Source organism: Streptomyces sp. NPDC005151 (genome assembly GCF_053599875.1).
The window spans coordinates 86,929-104,380 of record NZ_JBSFYR010000003.1; the positions used below are offsets into that span (position 1 = coordinate 86,929).

The following is a 17,452-nucleotide window of genomic DNA, read 5'->3' on the forward strand; positions in this document are numbered from 1 at the left end:
CGACACTACCAAGTGGGTTTTTGGCGAGGCCAGTTCACATTCAGCCATCGCCTCGGGAGCTGCCGCGGAGGGATCCCAGCACGAGACGCCCGTAGCGGGTGCCCAGGGCGGCCGCCGTCGATGCGAGGGCGATACCCAGCCCGATCAGGAGATGGACGGGGTCGTCGTCACCGAGCACCTGGAGGATGCTCAGGGCGGTTCCGAGCGGCAGCCCGAGGATGGTGAGAACACCGAGGGCTCCGGCGATCTGCTGACCGTCCTGGGTCTGGACGAGGCGGGAGTAGTCGGCCGCCTCGGCAAGGATCTCCGCGAAGCGGGCGGGCAGACGATGCTGCCCCTGATAGGCCAGGAGGAGCTCATTGGCCGGGCCGTGTGCGGTCAGATGCTGCCGCCAGTAGGTACTGCGGAATCCTGCGATGTCCTGTTCGAGTGCCGTGACTCGGCGGGCAAGCCCCGGGCCGTCGAATACGTCGGCGAGACCGTCGGTCAACTCGTCGATGTGGTCGCGCTGGATCGTGCCGAGAAGAAGCGCGTCAAGGTAGACCGTACGGAAATGCAGGTCCGCGAAGTCGTAGAAGTCGCCGTCCCCCTGGTCGGGGCGGTGCCCGAGGAAGGCAGCCCCGTGCCGCAGCACAAGGGCGCTCCAGTCGGCGGAGATGCGCACAATGTGCTCGGTCTGGTCCCGCAACTGCTCGGGGGTCGTCGGGAAGTCGGTCTCGTTGGAGCGGGAGGCCAGGGACCAGAGCCAGCTGTCGGCGGAGTCAGGAAGCCGGCCGTCGCTCCGCAGAGCGGGGGTGTGTGTGGCGTCCGGGGTGAGGAAGGCGACGGTATAGGGGCGGGCGAGGGCGAACGGGGCTTCGACACCTCGGGGTTCCGCGACTCCGGCCAGGAGTGTGCCGGGCGCCAGTGGCCCGTCCAGAGGATCGTCTCCGGCTGTGTGCCGATGGCCGACGGCACGCAGGACGTCCAGGAGGACAGGACCTTCGACGGTGAAGTGCAGGACTGCCAGAGCGTGTTGCTGATCCTGGGTCTTGACCGTGCGCAGGAGTTCCATGCCGTGCAGGTGCAGGGACCGATGCGTGATGTCCGTGAACCGGTGCCAGCGACGGGGTCGTTCGCGGGTTCCGTAGAGCGCGCGTGCGGCGGCCGGGGTGTAGTAGGTCTGCCGGGTTTCCGCGTCGGTTCTTCGGCTGCCGAGTTCGAAGGGTAGGGGGCCTTCGACCCAGGGGGGAGGGGACGGGAGCCGGACAGGGATGACTACGGTGACCGTCTGCCGGACACCGGTGATGGAATCGATGTCGGTCGTCACTGGCCTTGTCCCCGTCCTCGCACATCCGCCTCTGTCATGCCTGCGCCTGCCCGACGGATCGGATGAACGCCGTACGGCACTCACCAGTAGCCGCCATTGGGATACTGACTGCCGGGCAAGGCTACCCAGTTGGGGATCATTGATCACATGGGCCCCGCCCGTCGAAGCGGCAGGAGTTGCCCGCCGGCCCGGTCGGCAGCGGAACGCGCCGGAGGCTTCAAGGCAACAAATCCTCCGGACTCTGTGGGACACCCCGCAGGTTGCGGCCGGCCATTTCCATCGCGATCAGGAGTCGATAGCCGTCGCCGGCCACGATGAGTCCGCCGACGACGGCCTCCCGCGTGAGGTCGACCGTGTTCTTGACGCAGATGCCTTTGCGGCGGGCGTAGTGGCCCGCTTCTCCGTCGTCCGTGATCCAGACGGAGTCCGCTAACTCGCTGCGGTGCTCGATGATGACCAGCGTCTCGGCCTCGCCCAGGTGTTGCAGCGGCCGGGACGGTGAGCCGCCGAACACCACGCGGCGCATGCGGTCCACGAGTGCGGTTTCGGCCGGGTCGTCGATCTCGATGGGATCGCCGAGCCACCCGTCCTCGGTCACCTGGCGCAGCCGCGGCCAGTACCGGGTCGACTGCTGGGCCTCCGCCGCAACCGCCTGCGTCCAGCGGCCGCGACCGTCCAGGATCTTTTCCAGCAGGCTCACGCGGTCGACCGCCGCGAAGTTGCACAGCACAGTGTTGTCGGGGAACCAACAGTGGCGTGTCATGGCTGGAAGACCAGGTCCCCTTCTTCCACGTCGGCTGTGGACGGTGTGCCGTCCTCCGGCTCGGGTTCGAGCGTCGCGCGGATCTCGTCGACGTCCAGGCCGGTGTAGGCGGCCAGCGGGCGCAGGGTCGTCTCTCCGGCGAGGTAGGCCTCGTACAGCGACCGGATGGGCCGGAAAGGCAGCCGTGTGGCCTCTGCCCAGGCAGTGCGGGCGGCGAACGCATCGCTCTGTCCGGTCAGCAAGTGGCAAGCCTCCGTGGTGAGTTCACGCAGTCTGCCTCTTGTCTCCGCGTCGATGAAGCCCAGCTGGGAAAGCCGGGCGGCGAGTGCGCTCGGCGACACCTTGAAGCGCACGACGAGCGATCTGAGTTCTTCGTCCGTGAGGTCACGCCCTTTCGCAGCAGCGTTCAGCTCGCCCCTGGGCATCAGCAGGTTGGCGGCGAACACATTGGCGCGGATCTCTGTCAGGTCCTTCTGTCGCCCGGGCGCGAGATGAGTCTCCGTGAGGAGGTCCTGGGCATCCCGGGCCAGGATGTGCCCGAGTTCATGGGCGAGCGTGAAGCGCTGGCGCGTCGGCACCTTCGTCCGGCCGATCATGATGAGCCGGAATCCGTCCGCCTGCCAGGCCGCACCGTCGACCCCGTTGGGCAAGCCGATCTTCGCCACGTCCACGCCGAAGGCACGCTCCACGACGTGGACCAGCTCGGACGTCTCCAGATCGCTGACCGCCGGTGTCCCGGCGGCGGCCAGGGCGTCCTCGGCCAGAGCCACACCCTGGTCGACATGGCGCTCCACCTCGCTCCGGACGGACGGCAGTTCCGGCAGCTGCGGTGACCGGCCGAGAAGTTCCAGCACCTCGTGGGCCGTCGTGAACCTTTCGACGAGATCCCTGAGTCTGTCGCGTCCCTGGCCATCGGCTTCCGGGGCGCTTGCGCGGGCCGCGAAGGCGGGACGGAGCGGCTCGCGGCCGGTCAGGAGCCAGTCGACGGTGGTGTTGCCGAACTCGGCGATCCGGGCGAGGTCAAGAGACGTGAATCGTCGGACGCCGCTGAGAGACTTCGACAGTTTGTCGGGGGTCAGTCCTATGGTCTCGGCGAACGCTGCCTGGTTGACCGAGGCCGCGTCCATGACTTTTCGTACACGTTCGCTCACAGTCTCGCCCATACGGCCAGCGTACGAGGACGTTGCGAAAATCGCAACGCTCATTGCTTGCGCCACGGTTCCGGCGCTGCCGATATCGCAGTGTCCGGACCGGATGTGCGAACACCATCGCCTCCGCGAAGGTCTTCACCATCGCCCGCGGCACATCGGGACGCGCGGAGGCGTACACACCTTCCCTTGCTTACCGCCCCGCACGTCGGCTCGGTGGTGCTCCTGACCCTCCTGCTGCCGTACACCTCGTACTCGGGGGACCAGAGCCCGTTCGTCACGGTCATGGACAAGCTCGGCATCCCGGGCGCGGCCGGTGTGATGAACCTGGTCGTGCTGACCGCGGCGCTCTTTCCAGGCACCGGCGACGGCCCGCGCGGAATCATTTCCGCGCGGGCCGTTCGCGTGGATGGGGAATGTCGATCTCGTCGAAGCGACGCATGAGCGCCGGCTTGCCCCGATGGGCCTCGCGCAGGCGTCTGGCCCGCTCCTCGAAAGCGGTGATGTCACCGGTGTGGGCGTGGGCGGCGCGCAGGTCGTCCAGGAGCGCGGAGGCGCGGTCGTAGGCTGTGGAATGCTTCTGCGCGATGAGGTCCTCGACCGTGCCCCAGGTCTGCTCCGCGTTGCGGGCGAGGTGGTCCAGTCGGTCGGCGCGGGCCGCCTCGGCGGCCTCGACGCGACGGCGCTCGTCCGCTTCCCGCGCTGCGCGTTCCCGCTCAAGGCGCCCGGTGCGCTGCGCATGAGCGGCGTCCAGCAGGTGCGCGGCGCTGCGCCGCACTTCCGGCACGGTGTCCTGATAGCCCCTGGCGGCTTCCCGGTAACGGGCCAGCAGCTGTGCTCCGGGACGCGGCTCGCTGCCCATGGCGGCGTCCAGCAGCAGGGTGTCCTTCTCTGCAGCGGGGAGTTCGGCAATGAACGAGGCGAGCCGTTTCCGGTCCGCCCGGGGCTCGGTCGCGGCTGCGCTCGCCTGCGCGGCTACGCTCAGCAGGTGCGGGTCGACGCGCAGGAACTCGGCCAATGCCTGCTGCGCGCCGGTGAGCGTGCCCAGTCCGGCGGGGACTGACGGTTCCACCTCACGCGCGTACTCCTCCTCGTCATCGTCCACGAGCTCCCATACGCCAAGACCGGCCAGCCACGCCAGATACAGCGGCCGCAGATCGCCCGCGGCAAGCTCGGCCCGGAGCCCGATGAACACGGACAACGTCCAGGACGCCATGGCCTCCCAGTCCTCCTCACCTCCGTCATCCGGCTCCGGACAGAAGTCCAGCAGGGTGTGCCCCTTGCGGGTACGGACGCTCAGCGACTCGTCCAGCGCGTAGACCGATGCCGTCTTCGCAGGGAGTACGGCGGCGGGCAGACGCAGCAGGAGGCGGCGGCTGCCCCAGTTGGCGAAGTACAGGTGGGCGTCGTAGAGCTCCTCGACCAGTTTCGTCGCATCTCCACGGAAGTCGCCCCAGTGGTACTCGTTGACGAACCGGGTCGTCGTGATGTCCGCCCGGGTCGACAGGGCCCGCACCCGGGTCACCTCGGCCTTGCTCAGCGGGCGGTCCACGGCCAGAAACTCGTAGTACTGGTACTCGCTCACGCTCCGGGAGCCTACCGAACACTGCTGGTGTGCTGGGATGGTGCACATGGGTGAGGAGCACACCCTGTACACGCTGGTGGACCGGCTACGCGGGGACAAACAGCGCGGGCTGTACGCGCCAGACTCCGTGAGTACGTTTCCACCGCGTGGGCCGTCCGTGAACGGCTGCCGAGGGCCGCCGCTCCTCAAGCAGAGCCTTGCTCCAGAATCTCCCAGGCGTCGTGGAAAGCCAGGTCGCACCCCGGCGGGCACTCGCCGCACGCAACTCCAAGCGGCGGCGCACCTGCCGGTCCTCGGCGATCTGCTCCCGTACGAGTGCGAGCAACTCGTCCCTGGAGAGCGCGGCCAGCCACGTGTCCAGGTCCTGAACGCGGCTCCGGGCACGGGTATACTCCCCCGGCAGGCTCTCCGACCGGGCGAGCGCGGTCAGGCCGAGCGCAACCAGGTGCTTGCAGAAGTTGCCCTCCATTCCGTACGGGCAGTCGCACTCTCCGGTGAGCCCTTCAGGCTCGTCGAGGAACAGCTCCACCTCGTAGGCGTCCGTGCCGTGGACCGTGGCGGTGATCCAGCCGTCGCCGACCTCCAGAGCGGTCACCGCGTCCAGATAGTCCTGGCCCCGCTCGAAAGACCGCGACCCGGCCAGTACCCGCAGATCCGCCTCGGTGAACCCACCCATGATTTCCCCGCCTCGGTCTTGTCATCTCGGTCCCGGAACCTTCGCCCCCTCATCCTGCCTGCTGGGGTATGCCTCCGGAACTCGTCCCTGCCAACGGGTGGCGACCCGAACATATGGGCAGCCGACGCCCAGCAGGCCGGGCGGGCGGGACGCGAGGGCGCCCGCAGGGCACAGACAGGTCGTCGTTCTCGCTCGACCGGTTCTTCTTCCGACGGAAGTTCCGTGGCCGCCCGCGACGCGTCTGGCTTCGGAGCGAGGTCCTCAGCTGTGAGACCCAGGACGTCCGTGTCGGCACCGAGCGGCATACCGGTCGTCCACGGCTTCGGGCGATCCTGTCCAGCACGCATCCAGCGGGGAGACACCACGGCCGCGGCCGCTGCCGCAGTCCAGCGGTCGGCTCGGCCGCCACATGATCACGTGGTGCTAGGCTGGCAAACTTCGGCAGATGGACAGTCCCCACAGGGATGGAGTCAGCGACGAGTGCCGTGCGGCGCCGCTGGGTTGGGAGTGCACGATGCGCCCGCTGCAGGCTCTCGGCCTCTCCATGACGGCCGAGGCTGCCTACCTTGCGCTCGTGGAGCACGGTCCGCTGACCCCAGTCGAGCTCGCCGGTCGGTTGGCGCAGGCCGGATCGCCTGCGGAAGGGGTGCAAGATGCGGTCAACGAGCTCACCGGTATCGGCTTGGTGTCCCGCACGGATGACAGGCTGACAGCCCAGCCCCCTCGCGCCGTGCTGGAAGCCATAGCCGAGCGGCGCGCACGAGAGGCCCGGATCGCCTACGAGAGTGCGACGCTCCTTTCACGATTCTGGCTCGATCACACCTCGGGATCGGGCTACATAGAGGTCGTCGACACATCCCACAACCCTGACGCGATCCAGCGACGGGTCCACAACGAGGCAGTGGCGCAGGTACGCGCGCTGTCGATCGGGCCGGTGGGCGAGGGCGAGCGTGCGCCGGAGGTCGACACCGATGCGTTGGACGCCCTGGCCCGCGGAATCGCCTACCGGGTGGTGTACAGCGCCGACATCCTGCAGGAGCCCAAGGCCTTGGAGGCGGCGCACGCTTGCGTCGACCGCGGGGAGCAGGCGCGGGTCTTTCCCGACATCGCCATGAATCTCTTGCTCTGTGACGATCGGTTGGCCGTGTTGTCCGTCGTCGCGCCGGACCGCGCGGGACACCACAGCGTCGTCGTCCAGCCATCGGGCCTCCTCGATGGGCTGATCGGAGTCTTCGAGTCGTACTGGCGGGTGGCCGTCCCGCTTCCTCGGACCGGAGAGCCCACCGAGGGCTGGATCAGTCCGACGAACGAGGCGCGACAACTCCTGGGCTACCTCAGCGCCGGGCTCACCGACGAGTCGATCGCCCGCGAACTCGGGGTGAGTGGACGGACCGTCACCCGACGTATCACCCGCCTGCAGGAAGTACTCGGCGCCCAGACCCGATTCCAGCTCGGCGTCCAGGCCAGTCGCCAGGGCTGGCTCTGAGCTGGTGCCCCGATCGGAGACCGGGGCCTCGGCCGACCACTCCTTCCTGCGCCTTGTGCCGACGACATCGCCCACGCGTGACGTGCGCGTGGGACAGACCGGCGCGGGACCCCGCCCGACCCGCCCCACGCGAATCCTCGGTCGCTCGGAGGAGCGCCGTCCTGCGGTCGGACTGCAGCCGTCAGCCGGCGTCCGGCTTGACCAGGTCGGGAAGCTTGGCCTCGAACTTCTCCGCGAACTTGAGTGACGGCAAGATGTGGCCCTGGTTCGCGGCGTTGTTGGCCTCGTCGGCGGCCCAACTGGACGCGGCGAGACGCTGGTTCGGCGTGCCGTGGTGGCCCGGGTTGTCGAAGCCGCAGTCGCCGACCTCGTAGAACGACTGCTCAGAGCTCAGGAGCCGCTTGGTGTTCAGCGCCTCGCCGCGGGCGTGGGTCAGGTAGTACGTCCCGAACGCGTCGGCCATGAGCTCGGTACGGCGGGTGGCTTCAGCCCAGGTCAGGTCGCTCACGAACAGATCCTTCTCGTACTGCACGTGGTGGCCGAACTCGTGGGCCTCGATCGCCTGCGGCGCGACGTCGCCCAGACCCACAGCCGCCATGCCCTGCAGGATGCCGTCACCCATGATGATCTTGTCGGGGATGCCTGTCGGTGCCGGCTCGCGCTTCTCGGTGTAGGCGAAGGCGTTGAAGGAGAAGATCGGGTTGGCACCGCCCTTCAGGATCGGTTCGATGTCGATGAGCTCGATGAACATGTCGGCCAGGTCGAGCTGGGACTCCGGCGTCCCGCCGTACAGCGCGGAGAGCGTGCGGGCAATCCGCTCGCGGCTGGAGAAGACATCGGCCCCGTGCAGGGGTACCAGCTGGATGTCCGCCGAGTCGATGTCCCAGAAGCGCTTGAGGTTCTTCATCTCGGCGGTGAGCGTCTGGGTGTACTGACCGTTGATGCCGAACTTGTTGGACGACGACTCCGTGCCGAAGATCAGTGCGTCGTAGGTCGGAAGGTTGAAGCCATCGAAGATGGAGAGCATGAAGATGGCGAAGGGGTCCTCAGCGCCCTGGAGGAGAGAGCGGACCCAGGTTTTGAGCTCGGTCGACGGGCACTGGTAGTCGTCGGGATTGATCAGGCTGTCGCGCAGCTCGCTCCACGGCGAGTCGTCAATGCCGTACTTCGCGGCAGCTGCCTTGGAACGGGACTGCCAGTCAGCGGGCAGCTTCGCCAGGATCTTCTCTGCGAGGGCCTTGGTCCGCGGGGACATCGTGGAGGTGTCGATGAGCGACTGGAGCGACTGGTCGGAGGCGGTTGTGGCTCCAGTCGTGTCAGCGGCGTGCGCGGGGAGCGTCACCCCGACGGCACAGGTCGCGGCGATCGCCAGGCTGACCGCCATGGAGAGGGTCTTCTTCACAGGGACTCCTTTTCGAAGGTGCCCGCAGGGGACGACCGCGGGCGTCGCCCAGTATGTAAGCCCAGTGATCAAGAGGTGAATGACCTGTGACTGACCGAACTCGGCATGGCTAGAACTAGACAGCCTGCATGGATCCATTTCCATGCTGAAGCGGATTAATTGGAGTAATTGCCAATACCTGTGGGTCGGTTGAGGTTGTTCATGCTGCGGCGGGCTCGGGTCGTTCGACGAGGTGACCGCGTTCGAAGCGGGCTCCGGCGCGGACGAGGGCGACGAGGTGGGGTGCGTTCACGGCCCGCCAGCGGGCCTGGGCGGACTCGACGACCATTACGGACCACCGGACGACGGCCGCTCTCGTCTCGCTGATCAGCCAACGCGGCTATGTAGGCTTCGACTTCGAGAGCGTCGGCGAGCATCCGCCTCGCACGCTCGCGGACGATCCCGGTCGATCAGGGAGCCGTTCGGTGCGGTGCCGTCGGCGTTGAATACGCTGAGCACGGGCGCGCTCGGGTGGCAGTCACTGCAGTACGTCAGTCGGCGGCCGAACTCTCCGGCCTCCTCGCGCCGGGACTGGGCCGAACTCGCCCGTGGCCTCAAGCCCGTCTACACGGCCGTCAACGAGGACCAGGCCCGCCAGCGGCTGGCCGACTTCGATGAAAAGTGGGGCAAACGCTACACGTCGATCGCGGGAACCTGGGAGCGGGCCTGGAGCGAGATCTGGACCCGAGACGGCTTCGTCAACGTCGGTCCCCTCCTCAGCAGCGACAAAGTCGCCGCCTACCGCGCCCCTCCGTTCCCGTACGGAAGCGCAAGGAGATCCTGCGAGGGATGATCGCCATCCCCGGCGGCACCTTCCGGATGGGCGGAAACGACCCCGACGCTAACCCCGGCGACGGCGAGGGCCCGGTGCGGCAAGTGACCCTACGTCCCTTCCACATCGACGCCACCGCCGTCTCCAACACCGAGTTCGCCGACTTCGTCAAGGCCACCGGATACGTCACGGAGGCCGAGCGGTACGAGTGGTCGTACATCTTTCGCCGGCTTCGTCCATCCCGACGCCCGCAAGCACGTCATCAACGGCAGCGTCCCCGGCGCACCGTGGTGGCGCGCCGTGCACGGCGCCTGCTGGCTGGCCCCGGAAGGGCCCGGCTCCTCGATCGATGACCGACAGGACCACCCCGTGGTACACGTCTCCTGGCACGACGCCGCCGCCTACGCCGACTGGGCCGGAAAGCGGCTGCCCACCGAGGCCGAGTGGGAGCGGGCCGCCCGCGGGGGGCTGGAGCACAAACGGTTCCCCTGGGGCGACGAGCTCACGCCCCAAGGCCGGCACCTCTGCAACATCTGGCAGGGCGACTTCCCCCACCGCAACACCGCCGAGGACGGCTACCTCTCGACCGCGCCCATCAACGCCTTTCCCCCCAACGGCTACGGACTCCACAACATGACAGGCAATGTATGGGAGTGGTGCCTCGACTGGTTCAGCCCCCACTGGCACGCCGCCGATACCCCGCAGACCCGCATCGCCCCGACCGGCCCACCCAGTGGCAGCACCCGGGTGATGCGCGGCGGCTCCCACATGTGCCACCGCTCCTACTGCAACCGCTACCGGGTCGCCGCCCGTACCTCCAACGCCCCTGACAGCTCCGCCGGTCACACCGGATTCCGCTGCGCCTACTCCGGCTGACCCACATCCGCCCCGACGCTTTCCCTGAGTTGCCCGATTCCGTCTCTCTGTGAGTGAGTGGGCTTGATCCGCTTTGACGGACGATGCGCGACGCGGTGCTGACCGAGAAGATCACCGAGGTCCACGAGACCTCGCGCGGTACTTACGGGGCACCGCGTATCCACGCCGTTCTCCGACGCGATGGTGACCCGTGTGGCCAGCGCCGGGTCGTGCGCCTGATGCGCCAGGCCGGGCTGGCTGGCCGGCACCGCAGACGACGACACCGCACCACGATCCCGGACTCGCACGCGGCCATCCGCCCCGACCTGGTCCTGCGGGACTTCCAGCCCGATCCGGCCGGGGTCGACAGGCGCTGGTGCGGCGACATCACCTACATCCCGACCGAGGAGGCTGGCTCTACCTGGCCACCGTCATCGACATCTCCTCCCGCCGTGTCGTCGACTGGGCCACCGCTGACCACCTGCGGATCGAGCTGGTCGCCGATGCGTTGCGGGCCGCCTGCCGCAGCCGCCGCCCGGCCGGAGCCGTGGTGTTCCACTCCTTGAATCCGGTCAGTACACCAGCCGTGAATTCGCCGACGCCGCCCGCGAGTTCGGCGGCCGGCTGTCGGTTGAGGCTGCCCCAACTCCGGAGACCGGGCGCCCCATTGCGGGGCCATCAAGAAGGTAATGGGGGGCAGGTCAGCCTGTAGGCGGCGGCCGCCGGGGCCGCGGCGTCGACGGGGACGGACAGGACGGCTCCTGACGCTCCGGGGTCGCCGGTGAGTCCGTAGCGTGCGGTGGTCACCAGGAGGCGTCCGCATGCCGGAGGCAGACCGAGGTCGGCTGGGGGGGCGGGCAGGCGCACGGTGGCGGTATGGGTGCCGTCGGGATCGTAGCGGTGGACGGCGCCGCTTCCCCAGACCGCCACCCCCAGGCGGCCGTGGGTGAACCGTGCGGTGGAGGAGGCCTTCATCCGCATCCGGAAAGCGCCGACGCCCCCTTCCCGCCCGGTTCGCCGGGCGGGAAGGGGGCGTGCACAGGGCCGTGACGGGCTCCCTGGCGGGGCGTCGCCTGGCCTCTGGCGGTTCAGGCGCCGCGCTGGTGGAGCTTCAGGTCCGCGACCACGGGGCGGTGGTCCGAAGCGTCCGTCGCGACCTCCTGGGCACCGACCACGGAGATGTCGGGGGAGACGGTCACAAAATCGATGCGCTTGAACGGGTTGACCGCCGGGTACGTCCCGCCGCCGTTCGGGTCGGCGTCCTGCAGCTCCTTCCACAGCGGCGCCAGCTCCGGGGCCTTCGCCTCGGCGTTGAAGTCACCGACCAGGACCTTCGGTCCGGAGTCCTCGGCAAGCACATTGAGCATGTCCGTCACCTGGGCGCTGCGGACCGACGGGTTGGCCCGGTAGTCCAGGTGCGTGGAGTAGACGTGCACGTGCGAGCCCTTGACGTTGACCGTCACCTCGGCGAAGCCGGGGGCCGGAGCCGGCACCGGGTTGGGCGTCTGGGTGGAGAGCCGGGTGATGTCGTGGTTCTCGGCATCGATCACCGGGAAGCGGCTCAGCACGGCGGTGCCGAACTGCGGCCGGTCCCCGCCCTCGGTGGCCGGGGCATTGTCGTAGATCGGTGCGAAGAACACCTCCATGTCCAGCTTCTCAGCCAGCGCCTGGGCCTCGTCAACGAAGTTGCTGCGGGAGCTCCAGTGCACGTCGACCTCCTGGAGGCCGATCACGTCGGCGTTCAGATCGCGGATCGCCGCCGCGGTGCGGTCCAGGTCGAAGACGTTGTCCTCACCGGCACCGGCGTGGATGTTGTAGGTCGCCACCCGCAGAGGCACCGCCGGGGCCTCCGACCCGGGGACGTTGGCGGTCGCGGCCGTCGCCGGCCCCGCAGTGGCGAGCACGGCGGCGGCAGCGAGCGCGGCAGCGGCGGCGCGGCCGCCGCGGGCGGGACGTCGGGACATGAGGTTCATGATTACTCCAGATCAGATGGTGGTGAGGCCGGCACCGAACGGGAACAGGGGGGTTCCCGGGTTGGCGGGGTCGGGGATGGTCACGGGAAGGCGTCCGGCGGGCTGGATCGCTCCGGTCAGCACCCCGGCGAGGGAGCGCATCGCCACGTCGTTGAACGCATACGTGGTGAGGTAGGTGGGCGCCTCGGGGAAGCGCATGACGTCGTACGGATCGCGCACGGCCACGGTGACGACCCGCGCGCCGGACGCCAGTAGCGCCTTGACCAGCTTCTGCTGACCGGGATCGCTGGTCGCGCGGTTGGTGAGCACCACCGTGGTGTCATGCGACAGCGCGGCCGCGACGGCGCCGTCGATGCGTGCCTGGGAGGGCTTCGCCCCGGTGCTCAGGACGTCCACCGTCAGGCCCCGGTCGGTGAGTGCCCGGCCCAGCGCCGCGGTGGTTGTCGGGGTCGCCGGGTCGTCCCATCCGGTGACCAGCACCCGGCCCGCAGGCCCGAGCGGGAGCGCGCCCGGCTCGTCGCGCAGCAGCGTCGTGGTGCGGTCGGTGATCCGCTGCGCGACGGAGAGGTGGTCCGGCGTGCCGACCGTGCCTGCGACGGCCGCGGTGTCGACGAATGGCGAGCGGACGATTCCGCGGCGCCACTTCAGCCGCAGCACCCGGGCCACCGACTCGTCGATGCGCTGCTCGGTGAGCTCACCGCTGCGGACCGCAGCCAGGACCGCGTCATAGGCGACCTTCATCACCGGCGGGTTGACCAGTATGTCGGCGCCCGCCTTGAGCGCGAGCACCGGCACCCGCTCGTCGCCGTACTTCTGCCGCACGCCGGCCATACCGAGCGAGTCGGTCACCACGACACCGTCGAAACCGAGCTCCTCGCGGAGCAGCCCGGTGAGGATCGGGTAGGACAAGGTGGCGGGATCGCCGGACGGGTCAAGCGTCGGCACGACGATGTGAGCGGTCATCACCGCATCTGCACCTGCGGCGATGGCGGCCCGGAACGGGGGCAGGTCGATCCGGTCCAGCTCCGCACGGGAGTGGCTGATGGCCGGCAGTCCGCTGTGGCTGTCAACCGCCGTGTCGCCGTGGCCGGGGAAGTGCTTGAGTGTCGCGGCCACACCGGCGTCCTGGTAGGCGCGCACCTGCGCGGCCACCATCTCGGCGCACAGCTCGGGGTCTTCGCCGAAGGACCGCACTCCGATCACCGGGTTGGCCGGGTTGACATTGACGTCAGCCACCGGCGCCAGGTCCTGGTTGATCCCGACGGCCCGCAGCTCCTGCCCGGTGATGCCGGCCGCGGTGCCCGCGTCGGTAACACTGCGTCCGGCGGCGAGCGCCATGTTGCCGGGGAACTGGGTGGCCGGCGGCCCCAGCCGCACCACCGCCCCCTGCTCCTGGTCCGTGCTCAGCAGCAGCGGAACTCGCGACGGCTGTTCGAGAGCCACCCGCTGGATGCCGTTGGACAGCCCGGCGACCTGCTCGGGCGCGCGGGTGTTGCCGGCATAGGCGAAGTACACAAAGCCGCCGAGGTGGTAGTGGGCCACGGCCTGTGCCGCGTTGTCCACCCCGAGGAAGGACTGGTTGGTGCGGACCGCGTCCGGGTCGGTGGTGTCCGCGGTCTCGCCGTATACACGGGTGGTGAACAGCTGGCCGACCTTCTCCTCCAGCGTCATCCGGTGCAGCGTGGCGTTCACCCAGCCGGTCTCGGCCTCAGCGGCGGGCGGCACGGTGGCGGCCGTGGCGCGGGATGCGTCCAGCGCGACCGTGGTTGCCGCAGCGACGCCAGCCGCGAGGATCGAGCGACGGCTGACGGAACGTTCCGGAAGTGGCATGCAGTGCTCCCTTGATACGAGGCCGGAACCGCCTCACAGGGGCGGACCAGCGACGATCCGAGACGCTACGGATCTTCGGTGAACCGCTGGAAACGGACCACTGACGTGAATACGACGAACCAGTGGGCGGGCGAGGGTGGTGGTCAGGGCGGACCAGGCGGGGTCGGTGAGGATGCAGTTGGCGTGGTCGGGGATGGCCATGCGGAGGTCCCGTGGGGCTCACCCAAGCTGGTTGAGACGCTCGAAGAATTCCGGGTCAAGGTTGTGGAACAGGTGGGAACCGTGCCTGCGATCCGCATCTATGACTGAGGCGCAGCCAACCGCCCTGCCACGGGGCGGCTGACTCCAGCGCCCCGGTCGCCTACGCGGAGGGCCGCGGTGGCGTCACCCGCTGCTGTGCCCCGTGTCCAGCCGTCGGCTGGACACGGGGCACAGGCCGTGGTGCCGCTCGTGTTCCGCGGCCGCATTCGGCTTGTCGTGCTGGGGGACGGCGCTCGCCCCCCTTGCTCAGGCCGCAGGGGCGCCGTATATCGCCATCTCGTAGATCGAGTAGCCCCAGTTGGTGCGGCGCTTGACGCCCTGCATGCGGACGTAGCTCACGGGCTGGTCGCCGGTGAGGCGGATGACGTCGGTGCCGCAGGCGGCCGGGCTCTGGGTGGCGGCGGTGGTCCAGTGCACGCCGTCGGCGGAGGTCTCGATGCGGTACTCGGCCGCGCACGCGTCCTCCCAAGCGACCGTCACCGCGGTGACCGCCGTGGGCGCGGCGAGCTTGACTTCCACCCACTCGTCGTCGCTGTATCCCGAGGCCCAGCGGGTGCCGGTGGAGCCGTCGTTGACGTAGCGGGCCGCCAGCCGGTCGAGGCCGCCCTCCACGCTGGACGCGCTCGCGGTGCCCGTCAGGGCGAGATTCTCGGCACCGCCGGATGTGTCCCACAGCTGCAGCATCGCGTCGGCCTGGACGAGGAAAGCGTCGAGGACCCCGTCGCCGACCTTCGGCCGGGCCTTGCCCCAGGTGTTGCGTGCCGGGTCGACGCGTACGGCCTCGGCCTGCTGCTGGAGCGTGTGGGACTCGGCGAGCAGAGACTGCGACCGGTCCTCGTCCCCGCTGACCCTGGCGGTGAGGGCCTCCACCATGGCCACCGCCGCCTTGCCCCACAGCGCGGTGGCGTCGAGCCACGGCCCGGCGTCGGCGACGAAGCCCGCCTGCACCGCCCCGCCGCGGATCGTCGCGGGGGCCTGCGCGATGGCGGCGGCGTAGGACCGGAGGTCGGCCAGGGCCCCGGTCCGGTCGCCGGCCTTCCAGTCCGTCCAGAACCGTGCGATGCGGGCGTTGAGTTCGGGAGCCTGCGGTTGCCACGGCGTCGCCCCGAAGGTGGGGGCGAGGTGCTCCAGGTCGGCGAAGACACGCAGGGCGCCGGTCGCCGCGCGGTCGCCGCCGGCGAGGTAGGCCATGGCCTGCGTCCAGTTCTCGTCCGCGTCGTAGGACCGGTCGTTCCAGGCGAAGCCGGCCGCTCCGAACACGGCGATCTTGCTGGCGTAGGGCTGGTTCATGGGGTTGGCGACGATACCGCTCAGGTGCTCGGACAGCCCGGCCTCGCGCTTGTCGTAGGGTGCGAGCAGCAGGCGGCCGCTGGTCTGGCCGTAGTCGTTGACCGGATAGTTGTCCCAGACGAAGACCTTGCGGCCGAACAGCTTGGAGGCGGCGTCCGCCTGCTGGTTGGTGATGGCGGGCGGGACGACGTCGGTGCCGGTCCACATGACGACGACCGCGGGGTCGAGTGTGGCCCGCATGGTCTGCTTGTACGTCGTGTCGGTGAGGTCCCCGTACTCGGTGGGCACCATCTGCAGCGGCTGCGTGCCGGGATGGGTGGCGTTGAAGGTGCGCTGGATGTCGTTGAGCAGATCCACCTGGGCCTTCGCGGCGGCGGTGCGCCCGGGCGCACCGAAGGCCTCCCGGTCGCCGGCGCAGTTCCACCGGGTGTAGCTGATGTCGTCCAGCGGTATGGAGAACGCGCGGCCGCCCAGGTCGTAGACTGCCTGCAACTTCGCCTTCAGCGCGGCCCGGTCGGCGGGGTCGGAGTAGCAGATGGAGCCGCCGGGGGAGACCGCGAAGGTGAACCGCACGTGGTTGGCGTCCGCCCGGCCGACCAGTTGCCTGAGCTCGTTGAGCTTGTCGCCCGGGTACGGCTCGCGCCACTTGTCACGGTGGTACGGGTCGTCCTTCGGGGCGTAGACGTAGGTGTTGGCCTTGACATCGCCGTAGAAGTCCATCTGGTCGAGGCGCTCGGCCGGGGACCAGGGCTGGCCGTAGAATCCCTCGATGGTTCCCCGAAGCGGCATGGCGGGGTAGTCGCTGACCTGTGCCCCCGCGATCCGCCAGTCGGCACCGGCGCGGAAGAAGAGCTGCCGCAGCGTCTGCACGGCGTAGAACTGCCCGGCGGCGTCGGTGCCGCCCAGGGCGACCTGCTTCTCCGGGCTGCTCGCCTTCACCCGCAGCGCGTAGCCCTCGGCGTGGCCGGGGACGACCACGGAGCCGATTTCCGCGGCGATGTCAGGCCTGGAGGCGGGGCCCAGACGGACCGTCAGCAAGCCTTGGGGGATGAGGGTGTCGGGGGTCACGAGGTCCACGCGGTCGGCACCGTGGGCGCGCAACTCACGCACGAGGCGGTCACGGGCGGCGGGGTCGGTGCCCTCGTCCTCGACGACGACCACGCGCTCGGTGACATTCGCGTCCGACCCTGACCTGCCGATCGACTGAGGGGTGGGCGAAACCATGGGAAGCGCAGGCCCGGTTGCGGGTCCGGGCTCGGCGCGGGCTTGCAGCCCGAGGCCGAGCTGGCCGGCGGTGAGGCCGGCGACCAGGATCGATGCACTCATGAGGGAACGGCATCTCTTCATCGGGGGCTCCGATTTGTCGTGTCAGCGGACGGCTCGGGCGAGGCCGTCCAGGTCTGGATCTGTCGCCGATTGGCGCGGCGTGAGGGCTCGTGCCCGCCCTAAGGGGAAGCCGGCACTGTCTGTACGAGAGCGCCGCGAGAAGGCGGTCGCCCGGTGGGGCTCAGCCGCCGTCGCAGCCCATGGCCGTAGTGCGTCGCCATGGTGAGCCAGGTGGTGATGTGCTGCATCACGGTTGCACAGAGCCGAACATCTTGTCTAGACCAGTTGGTCTAGGTCAATCGCGCATGATGGTCGTCCGCCCACGAACAGCACAGGTGGACGCAGGCAGAGTGCGTTGTCACGTCCAGCGAGGGCTGCACCGCTTGCTCGGCCGGCGGGATTTTCTGTAGAGGAGGGCCGGGGGAGTTGACCGGTGCAGCCTGCGGTCAGAAGGGGAATGCCTTCCGTCGGGTCGGGGTAGGCCGCGCCGAAGTTCGGCATCTTCCATGACGACTCCTACGGGTATCGGCCCAGGCGGTCGGCGTTGCAGGCGGTCGAGCGGTGCCGACAGCGGTGCTGGAAGAAGGACTGGGTCGCCCCCCGCCCGGATCCGGCTGCAGTCGGAGGGCGGCCGTGCGGCAACGGCGAACCGGGACTTCGGGAAATCCGCGCTGGTCGCACGGGTGACGCCACGACCGGCGCGGATCTCTCGTGATCTCAAAGCCTCGGTGCCGACT

The 17,452-nt window shown here is 69.3% G+C and carries 13 protein-coding genes and 5 pseudogenes; 7 read left to right on the forward strand and 11 right to left on the reverse strand.

Translation table 11 applies throughout. The features are described from left to right. Positions 1–40: 40 nt before the first annotated feature. The 3 genes from ACWD6R_RS03350 to ACWD6R_RS03360 all read right to left on the reverse strand — a co-directional run bounded on the left by ACWD6R_RS03350 (position 41) and on the right by ACWD6R_RS03360 (position 3,235). Entirely contained in the window at positions 41–1,309 is a 1,269-nt protein-coding gene (locus tag ACWD6R_RS03350) for a hypothetical protein (protein ID WP_451817138.1), read from the reverse strand. A 217-nt stretch (positions 1,310–1,526) separates the two neighbouring features. Further along, on the reverse strand, positions 1,527–2,072 hold the full coding sequence (locus ACWD6R_RS03355) for a hypothetical protein (protein ID WP_451817139.1): 546 nt from the start codon (positions 2,070–2,072) through the stop codon (positions 1,527–1,529). After that, positions 2,069–3,235, reverse strand: coding sequence for a helix-turn-helix domain-containing protein (locus ACWD6R_RS03360; RefSeq protein WP_451817140.1), 1,167 nt, complete (start codon positions 3,233–3,235; stop codon positions 2,069–2,071). The genes ACWD6R_RS03355 and ACWD6R_RS03360 overlap by 4 nt, the downstream gene beginning before the upstream one ends. Positions 3,236–3,424: 189 nt before the next feature. Here ACWD6R_RS03360 and ACWD6R_RS03365 point away from each other — a divergent pair. Then, positions 3,425–3,571: pseudogene (locus tag ACWD6R_RS03365) on the forward strand (amino acid permease); the annotation flags it as partial. Positions 3,572–3,602: 31 nt separating this feature from the next. Here the strand turns inward: ACWD6R_RS03365 and ACWD6R_RS03370 are convergent. Further along, positions 3,603–4,805 (reverse strand): hypothetical protein, encoded by a 1,203-nt coding sequence (locus ACWD6R_RS03370; protein WP_451817141.1) that lies wholly within the window; start codon positions 4,803–4,805, stop codon positions 3,603–3,605. Between the two features lie 244 nt (positions 4,806–5,049). Then, positions 5,050–5,481 (reverse strand): annotated as a pseudogene (locus tag ACWD6R_RS03375) (SWIM zinc finger family protein); the annotation flags it as partial. Between the two features lie 514 nt (positions 5,482–5,995). Between ACWD6R_RS03375 and ACWD6R_RS03380 the strand changes: the two are divergent. Continuing rightward, the gene (locus ACWD6R_RS03380; RefSeq protein ID WP_451817142.1) at positions 5,996–6,967 is read left to right on the forward strand and encodes a helix-turn-helix domain-containing protein; all 972 of its coding nucleotides are present in this window, start codon (positions 5,996–5,998) and stop codon (positions 6,965–6,967) included. Between the two features lie 181 nt (positions 6,968–7,148). On the opposite strand, the gene ACWD6R_RS03385 is transcribed toward ACWD6R_RS03380, so the two are convergent. Next, positions 7,149–8,369 carry a hypothetical protein gene (locus ACWD6R_RS03385; protein WP_451817143.1) on the reverse strand — a complete coding sequence of 407 codons (1,221 nt, stop codon included), beginning with the start codon at positions 8,367–8,369 and terminating at the stop codon, positions 7,149–7,151. A gap of 199 nt (positions 8,370–8,568) precedes the next feature. Then, positions 8,569–8,727 (reverse strand): annotated as a pseudogene (locus ACWD6R_RS03390) (IS256 family transposase); the annotation flags it as partial. A gap of 123 nt (positions 8,728–8,850) precedes the next feature. Here ACWD6R_RS03390 and ACWD6R_RS03395 point away from each other — a divergent pair. The 4 genes and pseudogenes from ACWD6R_RS03395 to ACWD6R_RS03410 all read left to right on the forward strand — a co-directional run bounded on the left by ACWD6R_RS03395 (position 8,851) and on the right by ACWD6R_RS03410 (position 10,747). Continuing rightward, positions 8,851–9,201: a transposase gene (locus ACWD6R_RS03395; protein ID WP_451817144.1), complete on the forward strand. Its 351-nt coding sequence runs from the start codon at positions 8,851–8,853 to the stop codon at positions 9,199–9,201. Then, a pseudogene (locus tag ACWD6R_RS03400) lies at positions 9,087–10,056 on the forward strand (formylglycine-generating enzyme family protein). The gene ACWD6R_RS03395 and the pseudogene ACWD6R_RS03400 overlap by 115 nt, the downstream one beginning before the upstream one ends. An 83-nt stretch (positions 10,057–10,139) precedes the next feature. Further along, positions 10,140–10,304 (forward strand): annotated as a pseudogene (locus ACWD6R_RS03405) (IS3 family transposase); the annotation flags it as partial. A gap of 107 nt (positions 10,305–10,411) precedes the next feature. After that, on the forward strand, positions 10,412–10,747 hold the full coding sequence (locus ACWD6R_RS03410; RefSeq protein ID WP_451817145.1) for a DDE-type integrase/transposase/recombinase: 336 nt from the start codon (positions 10,412–10,414) through the stop codon (positions 10,745–10,747). Here the strand turns inward: ACWD6R_RS03410 and ACWD6R_RS03415 are convergent. The 3 genes from ACWD6R_RS03415 to ACWD6R_RS03425 all read right to left on the reverse strand — a co-directional run bounded on the left by ACWD6R_RS03415 (position 10,714) and on the right by ACWD6R_RS03425 (position 13,838). Then, positions 10,714–11,016, reverse strand: coding sequence for a hypothetical protein (locus ACWD6R_RS03415; protein WP_451817146.1), 303 nt, complete (start codon positions 11,014–11,016; stop codon positions 10,714–10,716). The two genes, ACWD6R_RS03410 and ACWD6R_RS03415, sit on opposite strands and share 34 nt — an antisense overlap. Before the next feature lie 107 nt (positions 11,017–11,123). Continuing rightward, complete coding sequence (locus ACWD6R_RS03420; protein ID WP_451817147.1) at positions 11,124–12,008, reverse strand: endonuclease/exonuclease/phosphatase family protein; 885 nt, start codon at positions 12,006–12,008, stop codon at positions 11,124–11,126. Positions 12,009–12,020: 12 nt separating this feature from the next. Then, positions 12,021–13,838, reverse strand: a complete 1,818-nt coding sequence (locus ACWD6R_RS03425; RefSeq protein WP_451817148.1) for a glycoside hydrolase family 3 protein — start codon at positions 13,836–13,838, stop codon at positions 12,021–12,023. Between the two features lie 105 nt (positions 13,839–13,943). Here ACWD6R_RS03425 and ACWD6R_RS03430 point away from each other — a divergent pair, with 105 nt between their 5' ends. Further along, on the forward strand, positions 13,944–14,147 hold the full coding sequence (locus ACWD6R_RS03430; RefSeq protein WP_451817149.1) for a hypothetical protein: 204 nt from the start codon (positions 13,944–13,946) through the stop codon (positions 14,145–14,147). A gap of 198 nt (positions 14,148–14,345) precedes the next feature. Here ACWD6R_RS03430 and ACWD6R_RS03435 read toward each other — a convergent pair whose 3' ends face one another. Then, a complete protein-coding gene (locus tag ACWD6R_RS03435; RefSeq protein WP_451817150.1) occupies positions 14,346–16,715 on the reverse strand; it encodes a beta-N-acetylglucosaminidase domain-containing protein in 2,370 nt (789 codons plus the stop codon). Between the last annotated feature and the right edge of the window lie 737 nt (positions 16,716–17,452).